At 68.0% G+C, this 15,809-nt stretch carries 11 protein-coding genes; 6 read left to right on the top strand and 5 right to left on the bottom strand.

The annotated features are described in order from the left end of the window. Positions 1-7 precede the first annotated feature (7 nt). Positions 8-2,902: a glycosyl hydrolase family 18 protein gene (locus tag ACTJLD_RS16870; RefSeq protein WP_440659334.1), complete on the top strand. Its 2,895-nt coding sequence runs from the start codon at positions 8-10 to the stop codon at positions 2,900-2,902. A 138-nt stretch (positions 2,903-3,040) separates the two neighbouring features. Here ACTJLD_RS16870 and ACTJLD_RS16875 read toward each other — a convergent pair whose 3' ends face one another. Further along, complete coding sequence (locus ACTJLD_RS16875) at positions 3,041-5,353, bottom strand: ATP-binding protein (RefSeq protein WP_440659335.1); 2,313 nt, start codon at positions 5,351-5,353, stop codon at positions 3,041-3,043. A gap of 292 nt (positions 5,354-5,645) precedes the next feature. On the opposite strand from ACTJLD_RS16875, the gene ACTJLD_RS16880 reads away from it, so the two are divergent. The 3 genes from ACTJLD_RS16880 (at position 5,646) to ACTJLD_RS16890 (ending at position 10,634) form a co-directional block, all read left to right on the top strand. Then, entirely contained in the window at positions 5,646-7,892 is a 2,247-nt protein-coding gene (locus ACTJLD_RS16880) for a carbohydrate-binding protein (RefSeq protein ID WP_440659336.1), read from the top strand. A 443-nt stretch (positions 7,893-8,335) separates the two neighbouring features. After that, positions 8,336-10,414, top strand: a complete 2,079-nt coding sequence (locus ACTJLD_RS16885; RefSeq protein ID WP_039349522.1) for a carbon starvation CstA family protein — start codon at positions 8,336-8,338, stop codon at positions 10,412-10,414. 13 nt (positions 10,415-10,427) lie between these two features. Then, positions 10,428-10,634, top strand: a complete 207-nt coding sequence (locus ACTJLD_RS16890; protein WP_006480280.1) for a YbdD/YjiX family protein — start codon at positions 10,428-10,430, stop codon at positions 10,632-10,634. 117 nt (positions 10,635-10,751) lie between these two features. Here the strand turns inward: ACTJLD_RS16890 and ACTJLD_RS16895 are convergent, their stop codons facing one another. After that, on the bottom strand, positions 10,752-11,909 hold the full coding sequence (locus tag ACTJLD_RS16895) for an MFS transporter (RefSeq protein ID WP_440659337.1): 1,158 nt from the start codon (positions 11,907-11,909) through the stop codon (positions 10,752-10,754). A 135-nt stretch (positions 11,910-12,044) separates the two neighbouring features. Here ACTJLD_RS16895 and ACTJLD_RS16900 point away from each other — a divergent pair, with 135 nt between their 5' ends. Continuing rightward, positions 12,045-12,431, top strand: coding sequence for an ArsR/SmtB family transcription factor (locus ACTJLD_RS16900; RefSeq protein ID WP_088611426.1), 387 nt, complete (start codon positions 12,045-12,047; stop codon positions 12,429-12,431). Between the two features lie 202 nt (positions 12,432-12,633). After that, on the top strand, positions 12,634-13,254 hold the full coding sequence (gene trhA / locus ACTJLD_RS16905) for a PAQR family membrane homeostasis protein TrhA (RefSeq protein WP_021158676.1): 621 nt from the start codon (positions 12,634-12,636) through the stop codon (positions 13,252-13,254). Positions 13,255-13,446: 192 nt separating this feature from the next. Here trhA and ACTJLD_RS16910 read toward each other — a convergent pair whose 3' ends face one another. From ACTJLD_RS16910 to ACTJLD_RS16920, 3 genes are all read right to left on the bottom strand, one after another. Continuing rightward, positions 13,447-14,859 carry an MFS transporter gene (locus tag ACTJLD_RS16910; protein WP_440659338.1) on the bottom strand — a complete coding sequence of 471 codons (1,413 nt, stop codon included), beginning with the start codon at positions 14,857-14,859 and terminating at the stop codon, positions 13,447-13,449. Continuing rightward, complete coding sequence (locus tag ACTJLD_RS16915) at positions 14,856-15,287, bottom strand: nuclear transport factor 2 family protein (RefSeq protein ID WP_059708785.1); 432 nt, start codon at positions 15,285-15,287, stop codon at positions 14,856-14,858. The genes ACTJLD_RS16910 and ACTJLD_RS16915 overlap by 4 nt, the downstream gene beginning before the upstream one ends. A 127-nt stretch (positions 15,288-15,414) precedes the next feature. After that, entirely contained in the window at positions 15,415-15,768 is a 354-nt protein-coding gene (locus ACTJLD_RS16920) for a DOPA 4,5-dioxygenase family protein (RefSeq protein WP_059693099.1), read from the bottom strand. Positions 15,769-15,809: the final 41 nt, after the last annotated feature.

Below are 15,809 nucleotides of genomic sequence, written 5' to 3' on the forward strand. Positions count from 1 at the left end.
GATCAAATTGCGCCTGAATAAACTCAACCTCAATCCGTCGCGTATCGGCGTTGCATCCGGCCGCACCCAGACGCTTGCATTCGCGACGATCGCCACGGCCAGCGCGCTGTGTTTCGCGAACGCCGCGTTCGCCGCCCCCGGCAAGCCCAGTCTCAAGCAATACGAAATTACGTCGAAGCCGCACGGTTTCGTCGAGATCGATCTGCAGAGAGCGGGCAGCGCGCCCTACAAGGACCTCGTCAAGCTCAACAAGAAGGTCGACGTGCCGCTGCCGTTCGACATCTGGAGCAACGGAACGGCCGTGAAGGCGGTCGCGGTGGTCGACGGCGCGGTCGATGCTGCGTCGGAACTCAAGCTGACGCCCGGCGGCACCCAGAGCGGCACCGTCATCGCCAACGTCAAGACGCCGGGCGTGAAGAAGATGCAGGTCCGGGTGATCGACGCGAACGGCGCGTCGACGGACAGCGCGCCGATCGACGTGGTCGTGTTCGACACGATTCCGGAACTGGCCGATACGCTGCCCGACAACGCGAGCAAGGCGCATAAGCGTTTCAAGAACACGTCCGGCTCGGTGGTCGGCACCTACTTCGCGACGTGGTCGGTCTACGACCGCAAGTTCAACGTCGACAACGTGCCGGTCGAGAACCTCACGCACATGCTGTATGGCTTCGTGCCGATCTGCGGCGGAGCGAACATCAACGCGTCGCTCGCGCGCGACGTGCCGAATTCGTTCCGCGCACTGCAGCAGACGTGCGCGGGGCTGCCCGACTTCAGCGTCGCGATCCACGATACGTGGGGCGAGATGGGCATGACGCTGCCCGGCCAGACCGCGAACTCGAAGCTCAAGGGCGTGCTTGGCCAGATGATGGCCGCGAAGAAACGCAATCCGGACCTCAAGATCCTGCCGTCGATCGGCGGCTGGACGCTGTCCGATCCGTTCTTCCAGCTGCACGACCCGGCCAAGCGGAAGGTGTTCGTCGATTCGACCGAGCAGTTGCTGCGCACCTGGAAGTTCTTCGACGGCGTCGACATCGACTGGGAATTCCCGGGCGGCAAGGGCGCGAACGGCGCGATCGGCAATCCGCAGACGGACGGCGCGCTGTATGTGACGCTGATGAAGGAACTGCGGCAGATGCTCGACCGCGTGTCGGCGGACACCGGCAAGACCTACGAGCTGACGTCGGCGATCGGCGCGGGCAAGGACAAGATCGACGTGGTGAACTACAAGGAAGCCACGAAGTACATGGACTACATCTTCGACATGACGTACGACTACTACGGTGCGTTCAGCCTGACGGAGCTGGGTCACCAGACGGCACTGCACGCGCCCGCGTGGCGACCGGACACCAAGTACACGACCGACAACTCGATCAAGGCGCTGCTTGCGCAGGGCGTCGATCCGAAGAAGCTCGTCGTCGGCGCGGCGGCATACGCCCGCGGCTGGACCGGCGTATCGGGCTACACCGACGGCAATCCGTTCACCGGCACCGCGAAGGGGCCGCACAAGGGGCAGTGGGAAGCCGGCATTCTCGACTACAAGAAGCTCAAGGCGGAGATGATCGGCGCGAACAACGCGGGCATCAACGGCTACGAGTACCACTACGACCAGTCGGCCGAGGCGCCGTACGTGTTCAACAAGAGCACCGGCGAACTCCTCACGTTCGACGATCCGCGCTCGGTGAACGCCAAGGGCGACTACGTGCGCAAGCAGCAGCTCGGCGGCATGTTCTCGTGGGAAATCGACGCGGACAACGGCGACATCCTGAACGCGATGCATGAAGGTCTCGGCCACGGCGACGGCGGAAGCGGCGTGGAGAATCGTCCGCCGATCGCGAACGCGGGGACGGCCATGACGGTCACCGGGCCGCAGACGGTGACGCTCGACGCGTCGAAGTCGCGCGACCCCGACGGCGACAAGCTGACCTTCAAGTGGGAACAGATCGGCGGCGATCCGCTGAAGATCGGCAGTCCGGACAGTGCGAAGGCGACGGTCGACGTGCCGGCGGTCAAGCAGGACACCCGCTACACGTTCCGCGTGACGGTGACCGACCCGGCCGGGCTGAAGAGTGCCGCGCAGGTCGTCGTGACCGCGCAGGCCGAAGCGTCGGTCGAGCCGCCGCCGGCCGAAAACCGTCCGCCGGTCGCGCGACTCAGCGGCCCGGCGCAGGCGGAAGGCGGTCAGGCCGTGGCCCTGTCGGCCGAGAAATCGACCGATCCGGACGGCGACAAACTGACGTTCCAGTGGACGGCTCCGTCCGGCATCGACGTGCAGCCTTCCGGCGCGACGCTGCGCTTCACCGCGCCGAAGCTTGCGAAGGACCAGTCGTTCACGTTCTCGGTCAAGGTCGGCGACGGCAAGCTGTCGTCCACCGCTCAGCACACGGTGCTCGTGAAGGCGACGGAGACGGGCGGCGGCAATGGTGGCGGCGGCAACGGCGGCGGCGGTGGCGAAGGCGGCCAGTACCCGGCCTACAAGGCCGGGACGCAGTACAAGGCCGGCGACGTCGTGTCGAACCTGGGCAAGCTGTACCAGTGCAAGCCGTTCCCGTACAGCGGCTGGTGCTCGGGTGCGCCGGCGGCCTACGAACCGGGCAAGGGCTTCGCGTGGAGCGATGCGTGGACGATCTTCGGCAACGGTGAAGGCGGCGGTGAAGGTGGCGGTAACGGCGGTAACGGCGGCAATGGCGGCAATGGCGGCAACGGCGGCGGCGAAAGCGGCGGCAACCATCCGCAGTACAAGGAAGGCACCAAGTACGGCGCCGGCGACATCGTGTCGAACAACGGCAAGCTGTACCGATGCAAGCCGTTCCCGTACACCAACTGGTGCTCGATGGCTGCCTGGGCCTACGAGCCTGGCAAGGGCACCGCGTGGGATCAGGCCTGGGAGGAACACAAGGACTGACGCCCGCTCCCCGGTTACGCCGGCCCGCGCTGCATGCCCGGGCCGGCGTCGAACCCGTATCCTCGAACCGGCATCGACCGATGCCGGCCCGGCCCTCGCCGCGTGCGGGGGTTTTTTGTTTCTGGCGCCCCCGGGCCGCTATGCGGCGTCGTCCGTGCCCGCGCGGGTCATCGGCAAGTGCACGGTGAAGCGGCTGCCTTGCCGTGGCGCGGACGTCACGTCGATCGATCCGCCGTGGCGCTCGACGACCGTCCTGACGAACGGCAGCCCGAGCCCGACGCCGCCGCTTGCATCGCGATACGTGCCATCCACCTGGAAGAACGGCTCGAACAGCCGCGGCATCGCCTCGGCCGGGATGCCGATGCCGTTGTCCGCCACGGCGATGGAGACGTGGCGCTCGTCGGAGGTGATCCATACGTCGACGACCGTGCCTTCTTCCGAATACTTGATGGCGTTGTCGAGCAGGTTGGTCAGCGCGCGGAGCAGCATGTCGCGATTGCCGAGCACGAACGCTTCGTCGCCGTCTTCATGCGGACCGTCGACGCGAATCCGCTTCGCGCCCGCACTGTGCCAGACCTGATCGACCGCTTCCATCGCCAGGTCGCTCGCGGACACCGGTATGTAGGCGCCCTGGTCGAGATGCTCCGCGCGCGAGAGCTGGGTGAAATCCTGCGCGACGCGCAGGCTGTAGTCGACGAGCTTGTGCAGGTCCGCGAGGAAATCGGGATCGGTCGAACCGTCGGCGGCGCTGTGCTGCTCGAGCAGCGACAGCACGGTCGAGAGCGGATTGCGAAGATCGTGCGCCATGTGGCGCAGTGTCATGCGGTCGCTTTCGACTGCCGCCGTGATGTTGTGGATGTCGACGAGGCAGATCATGCTGGCCGTGGAGCGATGACGATCGCCGTCGCCGAACGGCGTCACCATCATCATGTGCGTGCGCGCGTTCAGCGTGAGTTCGGCCGAGTGGATCCGCCCGGTTTTCTTCGCGGCGAGGATGTTGTCGTAGGCGATGCCGATCACCTGCCGGGCGGCCGCATCGCTGTCGACGTCGATCGATTTCAGCATCGCGTTGCCGCGTTCGTTGCACATCAGCAGGCTGCCGTCCTGTTCGACGAAGATGGGATAAGGCAGCGTATGGATCACGTCGACGTAGGTCGACTGCCATTCGCGGATGCGCGACATCGCCTGCGCGACGTCGTCGTCCGTCGGCGCCGCATCGTCGGCGTCGCCCGTCTGCGCAAGGCCCGCGAACGTGTGCCGGCCGGCCAGCCCGCGCAACCCGCGGTATTCCTTCATCAGCGCGGCGCGCAGGCTGCCTGCGCGCCGCCAGCCGCAGACGGCGAAGATCGTCACGCACACGGCAAGCGACGGCCCGACCGGTGTCCAGTATGCGCCGTACACGAGCAGCGCCGTTTCGCCGGCGACGTAGGCAGCCAGCCACGCCAGCGCGAATCCGTACATGCGTCGGCCCGGCACGAGCAAGCAGATCAGCAGCATGCCGATCGCGACCGCCATGCTGACGACCAGCTGGATCCCGGCCGGCACGCGCCGCATCAGGTGCCCGTCGAGCAACGCTTCGGTGGCGAGCGCATCGACCTCGACACGCTTCACCCTTCCGCCGCTTCTCGTCGACAGATAGAACACGCCCGTCATCTCGGACATCCCGTCGCCGATGAACACGATGCGGTCGCGCCATGCCGACGCGGGCACGCGGCCCTTCAGCACGTCGACGAACGAGTAGCTCGCGAGGTCGAAGCGCAACGGAAGGCCCAGCAGGATCGTGCCGTCTTCGACTCTTCCCGTCCGGGTGACATGCGGCTGCACGTGGCGACGCACGTCGCTGTCCGGCAGCGGCACGTTGGCGACGCGGATCGCCTGCAGGCCGACATGGGGGATTTCGTCGCCGCTGCTGCTTTTGACGTAGGGCACGATGCCCTGCACCAGATGGTCGCTGCCCAGCACGATGCTGCGCTGGCCGATCGCTGCGGCCGCCTCCCGCAGCGACCGCGCCGGCAGGATCACGGTATCGGCCCTGTCGTGAACCGGCGACATCTGGGCGGGCAAGACCACGCGGCCGTGCCTCGCGATCGCGGCCGCCAGCACCCCGTCGTCCTGAGCCGGCGAGATCATCGTCATGTCGAGGACGACGCTCGACGCGCCGGCGACGCGATCCAGCACCCCCGCATAGGCCGTGCGCGTGTAGCTCCCGCTGCCGCCCAGTTCGGCGAGCGTCTTCTTGTCGACCATGATCACCGCGACCTTGTCGCGCGGCCCGCGATCGATGCCGGATGAAACGGCGTGCCAGTAGAGTCGATCCACGGGCGAGAGCAGCGTCTCGACGGCGGCGGTGCAGCTCAGTGCCGCAAGCGCGGCGACGCTGGTCAGCAGCAGCCATGTGGACGGGCGTGCCGACGCTGCGATTCCCGGAACCTGGCGGAGCCTGTCGAGCATAGGGCGGCGTTTCCTCGAACAAGATGTTGTTGGATGTCGACCGGGATGCTGCAGCGCCGGGCGCCCCGGGCAAACGATGCTTGCCGGTTCGCGCCATGCGGGTTTTCCCGTCGGGAGAGTCTAGCGTTGTTTGCGCCGTTCGGGAGCAGGCGGCGGGGCGAAATCGCTCCGGAACGAAACCGGCGGCGCCGGGCGGCGCGTTGAGAATGGGTTGAGGATGTTTGAGCGGGGAGCGGGGTGTCGCAACAATGCGGATTCCTTTCCATTCGCGCCGTTTGCGCCTTGCCATTCCATGATCGTGAAGAACCTCAGCCATGCCTTCGCACTGACCGCGCTGTCCGCGGCCGTCGCGGCCATCCTGGTACCGTCCGGCGCATCCGCCGCTCCCGCGTACGCGCCGATCAAGCACTACCAGGACGGTGTCGAGCAATGCCTCGCGTGGCAGCCGGGCAGCGTCGATCCCGTCGTCGCGGCCTGCGACGGCGCCGCCGCGCAGGACTGGGCGTTCGTGCCGGGCGCGGGGTATTACCAGATCCGCAATGCCGGGGCCACGCAGGCGCGCGGCCAGGACATGTGCCTGCGCACCCGGGCCGGCAATACCGGCATGGGCGGCGTGTCGATCGACGCGTGCGCCGGCGGCGACGCGAAGATGTCCCAGTGGCGCTTCGAGACGGGGCCGGCCGGCCGTCTTGGCATGCTGAACGCGCACCGGATCTCGACGGGGCGGGACGAAGTGCTCGCGATCCGGGCCGGGACCCAGGGCGTCGCGATGCAGTTCGCCCGCGGCGAGGCATCGGCGTCGTGGGTGTCGGCGGCGACGTTTGCGCCGCCGCAGCGCCCGCTGATGGGCAACAGGACGGCGCTGGTATTGACCGCGCACTTCAGCAACGCCGCGGCGAACGATCCCGGGATCATCCGCAAGGCCGTGTTCGGCGACGGCGACGACTATTCGTCGCTGCGCCGCTATATCGAAGTGGCGTCCCACGGCAAGGCGACGCTGGGCGGGACCGTGCTCGGCGACGTCGACCTGGGCGCCCGCCCGGCGACCTGCAGCTCGGGTGCGTTGCTTGACTCGGCCCGCAAGGCCGCGCTGGCGCAGGGCACCGATCCGGCGCGATTCGACTACCTGCTCGTCGATTTCTCGAAGCTCGGCAGCTGCGGCTGGGCGGGGCTGGCGGCGCAGCCGGGCAACTGGATCCTGTCGAACGGCAATGGCCACGGATACTGGATGTGGACACACGAATTCGGTCATTCGCTCGGCGCGTCCCACCCCGATTCTCTGATCGACTGCCCGACCGTCGGCGGCACGGTGCAGGTGGGTGCCGCGTGCCGCACGGGCAAGGTCGACGATCCGTCCGACACCGTCGGCGGCGGCGGCCGTCGCCTTTATCCCGGCAGCTACCAGCTGTTCTCCGGCTGGCTCGATCAAGCCCAGGTGCCGGAAATTCGCGAGTCCGGCACCTACAGGCTGATGCCGCTGTTCGGCGACCAGGCGGGTGCGAAAGGCTATCGCATCGCGCGCAGCGACGGCACGCAGCTGTGGCTCGAATTCCGGCAGCCGCTGCGCGGTTTCGACGACTGGAAGGCGGACGATCCGTTCGTCAACGGCGTGATCGTGAGGACCGTCCGGTATCAGGGCAGCTCGCTGAAGAATACGCTCGTGGATACGACGCCCGGCAGCGCCGGCGGCATGAAGGATGCTCCGCTGATGCTGGGTCACGCGCTGCACGACACGCTGTCCGGCAAGATCGTCACGGTGAACTCGGTCGGGCCGGACGGCGCCGTGGTCACCGTGAAGAACGACGGCGTGCTGCTGCCGGAGCCCGCCATCACGGGGCCCGCGCAAGCCGATGCGAACACAACGGTCACGTTGTCCGGCGACGCATCGGTCGGCGATCGCCTGCGATACCGATGGAGCGCGCCGGCCGGCGTTGCGCTGGAGCAGAACGGCAGCCGTGCGAGCGTGGTCGTCCCGCCGGCCGACCGGGATCGCGAGTACGCGTTCGGGCTGACCGTGATCAACGGCAACGGCTATGCGGCCGGCACGACGCACGTGCTCAAGGTGAAGGCGCAGGAGGCGATTGCGCCGCCGGGCGCGTCGATCGCCGGCCCGACACGGGCCGTGGGCGGCGAACGCGTCACGTTGTCGAGCGCGCAATCGACCGGGAAGGGCCTGTCGTACGCGTGGACGAGCCCGCCTGGCGTGCAGCTCAGCCAGCAGGGGGCGACGGCGAGCTTCGTCGCGCCGAAGGCAGGGAGCGAGCGCGGATATGACTTCCGCGTGACGGTGACCGATGGGCTGAACCGCCAGTCCGTGGCCACGCACCGTGTGACGGTCCACGCCGATGCCGGCGAGGCGGTCGAGTCATGGGACCCGAAGCGGACCTACGCCGCCCCTTGCCAGAAGGTCGCTTACGCCGGCAAGCGCTGGATGAACGGCTGGTGGGTGCTGGGCGACGTGCCCGGCCAGGGCGGCGAATGGGGCCCGTGGCGCGAATTCGGGGTGGCCAACATGCATGCGCAGTGCAAGGTCAAATGATCGAGGGCGCGCGCCGGACGGGCGGCGAAGCACCCGTCTGGTCGCCGCGCGCGCGATGGCCGGAATTCCGGCATCGGCCGGTGGTGCGCCTGCTCGCGGCCCCGTTGCGCACGGCGAGGTGCCGGTTTCCTCGCTCCTGGGCAGCAAACCGGGCGCAGCGATCAATGCCTGCCGCAGCGCGGGCCGCAATTCCGCGAATACGCCAGGGCCCCGTCGTGCACGACCTGCCGCAGTCCCACGCAAGGTTCGGCCGGAACGCAGTTCTACGTAATTCTACGTAGCTCCGCGTACGTAGTTAACCGCTTGTAAGCCTCCCCGGTCACACGGAATACTACGGCCCATCGCCGCGGCCTTTGCGAGACCGCGGCACGACGCATCGACGTCACGCGGGTTCGGCGCCTTGCCGCATCCACTCAAAAACACATTGGAGACCAGGAGACGCCATGAATCGGGCTTCCAGTACCCTGCTCTGGATTGCGGTCGCGCTGCTCGGCGCGTTCGCGTTCGGCACGATCGCACTCGCACACGGCGAGCGCGTCAGTGCCCTCTGGATCGTGATCGCCGCAGTCTGCGTGTATCTGATCGCGTATCGCTTCTACAGCCGTTTCATCGCCAGCAAGGTCATGCAGCTCGACGGGCTGCGGATGACGCCGGCCGTCAAGTACAACGACGGCCTCGACTACGTGCCGACCAACAAGTACGTGCTGTTCGGCCATCACTTCGCCGCGATCGCCGGCGCCGGCCCGCTCGTCGGGCCCGTGCTCGCCGCGCAGATGGGCTACACGCCCGGCATGCTGTGGATCCTGGCCGGCGTGGTGTTCGCCGGCGCGGTGCAGGACTTCATCGTGCTGTTCATCTCGACGCGACGCGACGGCCGTTCGCTCGGCGACCTCGTCAAGATGGAGCTCGGCACGGTGCCCGGCGTGATCGCGCTGTTCGGCGCATTCCTGATCATGGTGATCATCCTCGCGGTGCTCGCGCTGATCGTCGTGAAGGCGCTGACCAATTCGCCGTGGGGCACGTTCACCGTCGCCGCGACGATTCCGATCGCGCTGTTCATGGGTGTCTACACGCGCTACATCCGTCCGGGCCGCATCGGCGAAGTGTCGATCATCGGCTTCGTGCTGTTGATGGCGTCGATCGCGTTCGGCCAGCACGTGCACGATTCGCCGACGCTCGCCGCGTGGTTCACGTTCACCGGCACGCAGCTCACGTGGATCCTGATCGGCTACGGCTTCGTCGCATCGGTGCTGCCGGTGTGGCTGCTGCTCGCGCCGCGCGACTACCTGTCGACGTTCCTGAAGATCGGCACGATCCTCGGCCTCGCGATCGGCATCCTCGTCGTCGCGCCGGAACTGAAGATGCCCGCGCTGACGAAGTTCGTCGACGGCACGGGCCCGGTGTGGTCGGGCAACCTGTTCCCGTTCCTGTTCATCACGATCGCGTGCGGCGCCGTGTCGGGCTTCCATGCGCTGATCTCGTCGGGTACGACGCCGAAGCTGATCGACAACGAAACCAACGCGCGCTTCATCGGTTACGGCGCGATGCTGATGGAATCGTTCGTCGCGATCATGGCGCTGGTTGCCGCGTGCGTGATCGAGCCGGGCATCTACTTCGCGATGAACGCACCGGCCGCCGTGCTCGGCTCGACGCCGGAAGCGGTGGCCAACACGGTCACGCAGTGGGGCTTCGTGCTGACGCCGGACATGCTGACGCAGACCGCGAAGGCCGTCGGCGAAACGACGATCATCGCGCGCGCGGGCGGCGCGCCGACGCTGGCCGTCGGCATGGCGCACATCCTGCACCAGGTGATCGGCGGCGAAGCGATGATGGCGTTCTGGTATCACTTCGCGATCCTGTTCGAGGCGCTGTTCATCCTGACGGCCGTCGACGCCGGCACGCGCGCGGGCCGCTTCATGCTGCAGGACCTGCTCGGCACGTTCCACCCGGCGCTCAAGCGCACCGAGTCGCTGCCCGCGAACCTGGTCGCCACCGCGCTGTGCGTGGCCGCGTGGGGTTACTTCCTGTACCAGGGCGTGGTCGATCCGCTCGGCGGCATCAACACGCTGTGGCCGCTGTTCGGCATCTCGAACCAGATGCTGGCCGCGATCGCGCTGGTGCTCGGCACCGTCGTGCTGTTCAAGATGAAGCGCGAGCGTTATGCGTGGGTGACGATCGTGCCGACCGCGTGGCTGCTGATCTGCACGCTGACCGCCGGCTGGCAGAAGATTTTCGACGCGAACCCGAAGGTCAGCTTCCTCGCGCACGCCGCGAAGCTGCAGGCCGCGGTGGACGAAGGCAAGGTGCTCGCGCCGGCGAAGTCGATCGCGCAGATGAAGCGGATCATCTTCAACGACTACATCGACGCGGCGCTGGCCGGGCTGTTCATCTTCGTCGTCGTGGCGATCGCGGTGTACGGCGTGATCGCCGTGCTGCGCGCGCGCCGCGAGTCGAAGCCGACCGTGCGCGAGACGCCGTACGAAGCGATGCCGGCCGCGCAGGCGCTCGGCAGCGGACGTTAAGGGGGAGGCCGCGATGTTCAGCGATCTTGGCAGCGACCTGCGCAGCGCGGGGCGTTACCTCGGGCAGGCGTTGCGGCTGATGGTCGGCCTGCCCGACTACGACACCTACGTCGCGCACATGCGCGAGACCCACCCGGACCGCGAGCCGATGACGTACGAGGAATTCTTCCGCGAGCGTCAGAATGCGCGGTACGGGTCGGGGGCGGGAAAGTGCTGCTGAGCGGTTGAAACGGCAGGGAAGAACGAAAAGGCGTCATGGCGTGAGAGCCATGACGCCTTTTTTTCATGCCGACGCAAGGCGACCGGCTCGTGCAACGCATGCCGTCGCGTGCGGCCGTCAGTCGTTGTCGTGACGGAGCGCAAGCACCGCGGCGGCCCCCGCGGCGAGCGCGATCAGCGTCAAGGCGACGGCGAAACCGGTCGCGCCTGCCGTGAAGCCGACGCGGTCGATCGCATACCCGGTCATCACGGGCATCAGTCCCGCCGGAAGGTAGCCGCCGATGTTCATGACGGCGTTCGCCTCGGCGCGCCGCGCGTCCGGTACGTGCAGGCCGATCAGCGTCAGGCCGCCGAGCTGTCCGAGGCCTTGTCCCGCGCCCGCGAAGAGCGCCGCCGCGACGAGGACGGCGGCCGACGACGCATGCACGGCGATGCACAGCATCACCATCGACAGCATGGTGGCGACCGTGCCGGCAACGAACGTCGTACGGATCGATCCGCGCCGTGCGACGAACTGGACACCGGTAGCGGCGATGAACATCGCGCAGGCCATTCCGCCCGCGAGCAGCGGGCTGCGCACGTGAAGCAGGCGTGCCAGCAACGACGGACCCAACGCAAGCACGAAGGAGGTCGCGGTGATGCCCGGCCCGAACACGGCGACACCGCTGGCGACATGGCGCCGGTTGTGAACCGGCACGGACGGCAGACGTAGCGGCGGCGCGTCGCCTGGCGCCTGCGCGGGCCGGTTGCGCGGCAGCCGCAGGGCGACGGCCAACGCGCTCAGCAGGATCACGAACTCGACGCCGAAGACGAGGGCGACCGGGCGCGCGGCGGCTTGCGCGGCAATCCCGGCGAGCAACGGCCCGAGCCCCGCGCCGAGCACCATGGCGACCGACGCGAGCAGCGCGGCCTTGCGCCGCTCGGTGCCCGCGAGATCGATCACCGACGCCATGCCCGCCGACACGATCACGCCGACCGCGATGCCCGTCAGCAAGCGGGCGACCGCGAGCATGGCGACGGACGACGCGGTCGCGAACAACGCGCACGCGATCAGCGCCGCGGCGAGGCCGGGCAGCAGGACCGGCTTGCGCCCGTAACGGTCCGAAAGCTGGCCGGCGACGAGCAGCGTACCCAGCAGGCCGGCGATGTAGAGCGCGAAGATGACGGTCAGCGTGCCGGATGAGAAACCGAGTGCGCGCTGCCAGGACACGTACAGCGGCGTCGGCGAGTTGGACAGCATGAACACGGCGGTGACCATCCAGGCGGCGTGTGCCATGCGGGGCGCGGAACGCGAGCCCGCGGGTCGCGATTGGGGGACGGCGGTGTCGGACATGAACGCATTCCTTGTACGAGTTTTTTCGAACTATAGCTTAGTTCGAAAAAACTCGTACAGGGTGATATGCTTGCCGACATGAAACGAACCCACCCTGAACGGGCGGCCGGCCTCGCGCCGGCGCCTGCGGATTTGCCCGATCCGCTGCCGGAGCCGGACGTCGCCGAGCTGCGGCTCGAAACCATTCTTGGCGCGCTGGCCGATCCGTTGCGACTGACGATCGTGCGGAAACTGATGCTGGAATCCGAGGCTTACGACCATCCTTGCGGCTGGTTCGGCTTCGATCGCCCGAAATCGTCGCTCACCCATCACTTCAAGGCGTTGCGCGACGCGGGCGTGCTGCGCCAGCGTCAATACGGGCTCGAGCGGCGCAGCCGCGTGCGTACGGAAGATCTCGATCTGCGCTTTCCCGGCCTGCTGAAGCTCGTGGCCGAGTGGGCGCCGCCGGCAGACAGCGACGGTTGACGGCTGGTGAGGGTGGATGGTGGATGAGCCGCCCGGCGGGGCGCGCCGGTTCGCCGAGCGGCGGCGAGCGTGACGCACCGGGCGCGCTGCGCCGCGGAGCCGTCCGTGTGCCGGGTTTGATCTGCCTGCAACCCGGCTTCGTTTCCCGGCCGGTATCATGTGAACCATTCACCCCGATGAACCCGCACAGGAGGAGCCCGTCGTGCATGCCGGTGAGCGTTTCAACAGCATTACCCATCTCGTCGGCGCGGTGCTATCGGTGGCAGGGCTGGTAACACTGGTGACGATGGGCGCGCTCGAAGGCGACGCCTACAAGGTGGTGAGCTTCAGCGTGTACGGCGCGATGCTCTGCGTGCTTTACGCGATCTCGACGCTGTACCACAGCGTGCGTAGCCCGCGCCTGAAAGCCATCCTGCAGAAGTGCGACCACTCGGCGATCTACCTGCTGATCGCCGGCAGCTATACGCCGTTCACGCTGGTCACGCTGCGCGGCCCGTGGGGCTGGTCGCTGTTCGGCGTGAGCTGGGGGCTGGCCGTGTTCGGGATCGTGCAGGAACTGACGCTCGGGCGGCGCACGCGCATGCTGTCGATGATCCTGTACGTGGCGATGGGCTGGCTCGCGCTCGTCGCGGTACGTCCGCTGATTCACGCGCTGCCGCCGGTCGGCACCGCGTGGCTCGTGGCCGGCGGCCTGATCTACAGCGCGGGTATCTACTTCTTCATCAACGACGAACGCATCCGCCACGGGCACGGCATCTGGCATCTGTTCGTGCTGGCCGGCAGCCTGTGCCAGTTCGTCAGTGTCGCGATGTACGTTGCGTGAGCGGAAGGCGGCGTCAGCCGCCGCCGGCGCCGAGTCGACCGCTCGCTGATCGGCGATCGCACCGGCACTCGAGGTCGTCGTGTTCGCAACGCGGAAGTCGACGTATCGCGATGAATCCGGGGGCGCGCCCAGGAAGATCCGCCGGCGCGCGGCGCTGTTCGTCGTGACACGCTGTCGTGTCGGGCGAGTGAACTACTCGCCTTCCGCGACACGAATCCCGGCCGTGTGAGCGCCGACTTTCGGCGCTTTGCCTGTCCTCGTCGCAATCCACCACATCGGCATCGCAGACGCGGATATCGCCACAGCCGCCAGCAACGCCACCCGCATCGCCACCGGAAACGGCTGCACGGTCGCGATGCATGCGCCGAAGATCGCCACACCGAGCGCCGACCCGCTCTGCCGCGCCGCGTTCAGCGCGGCCGCCGCCACGCCCGCGCGGCGGCGGTTGACCGTCCCGAGCGCCGGCGACGTCGCGGCGGGCGAGATGAATCCCGATGCAAAGCCGATCGCGAGCATCGGTGCGACGGCGAGCCATGCCGGTGTCGCCGCACCGATGCCCGTCATGCCGAGCGCGCCGGCCGCGTAGAGCGCGAACGCGGCGCACATCGAACCGCGCGCACCGAAGCGTGCCACGAGCCTGCCCGAGCACAGTCCGCCGAGCGCGACCATCGCCGTCATCGGCAGGAACGCGAGCCCGGTGTCGAGCGGGCTCGCGCCGCGGATCTGCCGATAGAACAGGCTGAGGACGAACAGCAAGCCGTAGAACACGAACGCCGATGCCATCGACACGAACGTCGATCCGGCGAACAGCCGGTTGCGGAAGAACGCGAGCGGCAGCATCGGTTCGCGGCGCCGCGCTTCGATCGCGATGAACGCGATCCACGCGACGGCGCTCGTCGCCGCGCCGCCGACGATCGGCGCCGAGCGCCAGCCGAGCGACGGGCCTTCGATCAACGTGCCGATCAGCGTGGCGATCGCGACGATGGCCGCGGCCTGGCCGCCCCAGTCGAAATGTCGCGACGCGTCGCCGGCGGCGCGCGTGACCGTGCGGGCGAGCCAGATGCCGGCAAGCCCGAGCGGCAGGTTCACGAAGAAGAGGCTGCGCCACCCGGACAGGTGGATCAGCAGGCCGCCGATCAGCGGGCCCGACGCCATCGCGATGCCGCCGCAGCCCATCCACAGGCTGATTGCCGATGCGCGCGCGGCCGGCTCGGGGAACGCGCGGTTGAGCAGCGCGAGCGAGCAGGGCACCAGCATCGCGCTGCCGACACCTTGCAGCGCCCGGGCGATCGCGAGCGCCGGGAGGCTCGGCGCGATGCCGCATAGCGCGGATGCGGCGACGAAGATCGCGAGCCCCGCGACATAGACGGTGTGATCGCCCAGCCGGTCGCCGAGCGTGCCGCCCGTCATCAGCAGGCTCGCGAACGCGAGCGTGTACGCATTCACGATCCACTGCAGGCCGGCTATGCGGCTGCCGAACGTGTGGGCGATATCGGTGAGCGCGACGTTGACGATGGATGCGTCGAGCAGCACGAGCGTGTAGCTCACGCAGGTCGCGGCGAGCACGCGGCGGGCCGCGGCCCGGTTCGGCGCGGCGGCCGTCATGCGTGGTCGGGCGCCGGCGCGGCGGCCCGCAGCGCGAGAAAGCCGACCCATCCCCAGTACACGCGATGATGCGCGATCAGCCCGTCGCGCAGGTCCATCACTTCGACGAGATCCACCTGGTCGCCTTCCGGCGTCGCGCGCGGATATTCCCACGTGAGCTGGCGGCCGTTCGAGAAGAACAGCCCGGTGCGGTACCAGCGCCCGAGCCGGTTGCCCGGATTGCGCAGGCCGGCCGCGAAGAACGCGCCGATCGCGGCCTTGCCGTGCAGCACGCCTGAGCCGTGATCGGGCAGCGTGACGACGATCAGCGGCGTTTCGAGCACCGCGTCGTCGGTATATAGCGCCATCAGCGCATCGACGTCGCGTGCGACGACGGCCGCGTGCCAGCCTTCGTAAATGTGCCGGGCATCGGCATCGGGGTGTGTCATGGCGGGTTCCGGAAGTGTCGATAACGGAACCCACTGTATGAGCGCGCCGTCGCGGGACGTTTCACGTCGACCCGAAACGTGGATGCCGCCGCGGCGAAGGCGGCGCTTTTCGGCCGTTTTTCGGCCGTTATCCGGCCAGCGCGTCGAGATTCAGCCCGTACGACTTCCCGATCCACACTGCGCAATCGCGATGGTCGCGCAGTTCGTCGCCCGTATTCGGATGCAGGAAGATATCCAGCGCGCCGTGGTTCAGCACGAGCCACGGCACGATTTCGTCGAAGCGCGTGGTGTCGAACGCGATCTGGTACGACCACGCCGGGTGCGGGCCGACGAGGCGTTCGTGAAAGCGGCCGAGTTCGATGACCGCGCCGAACCGTTCGTCGACGACCTGGCGAAACGCCCACGCGGCGTCGCGGCTGGCCGCATCGAAATAGACGTGCGCATGCCAACTGTGGATGGCGGTGGTGTCGAGGGCAGCCATGGAGGGACTCGATAAAAATGGGAATGCATGAGGTGCCGTGC

This window comes from Burkholderia sp. 22088 (genome assembly GCF_052045915.1).
GTDB classification, from domain to species: Bacteria; Pseudomonadota; Gammaproteobacteria; order Burkholderiales; family Burkholderiaceae; genus Burkholderia; species Burkholderia cepacia.

Excerpts from the sequence above, each read along its gene's own strand:
- ACTJLD_RS16880 (WP_440659336.1), top strand. The coding sequence starts at position 5,646 with ATGATCGTGAAGAACCTCAGCCATGCCTTCGCACTGACCGCGCTGTCC.
- ACTJLD_RS16885 (WP_039349522.1), top strand. The coding sequence starts at position 8,336 with ATGAATCGGGCTTCCAGTACCCTGCTCTGGATTGCGGTCGCGCTGCTC.
- ACTJLD_RS16915 (WP_059708785.1), bottom strand. The coding sequence starts at position 15,287 with ATGACACACCCCGATGCCGATGCCCGGCACATTTACGAAGGCTGGCAC.
- ACTJLD_RS16900 (WP_088611426.1), top strand. The coding sequence starts at position 12,045 with ATGAAACGAACCCACCCTGAACGGGCGGCCGGCCTCGCGCCGGCGCCT.
- ACTJLD_RS16875 (WP_440659335.1), bottom strand. The coding sequence starts at position 5,353 with ATGCTCGACAGGCTCCGCCAGGTTCCGGGAATCGCAGCGTCGGCACGC.
- ACTJLD_RS16920 (WP_059693099.1), bottom strand. The coding sequence starts at position 15,768 with ATGGCTGCCCTCGACACCACCGCCATCCACAGTTGGCATGCGCACGTC.
- ACTJLD_RS16895 (WP_440659337.1), bottom strand. The coding sequence starts at position 11,909 with ATGGCACACGCCGCCTGGATGGTCACCGCCGTGTTCATGCTGTCCAAC.
- ACTJLD_RS16890 (WP_006480280.1), top strand. The coding sequence starts at position 10,428 with ATGTTCAGCGATCTTGGCAGCGACCTGCGCAGCGCGGGGCGTTACCTC.
- ACTJLD_RS16910 (WP_440659338.1), bottom strand. The coding sequence starts at position 14,859 with ATGACGGCCGCCGCGCCGAACCGGGCCGCGGCCCGCCGCGTGCTCGCC.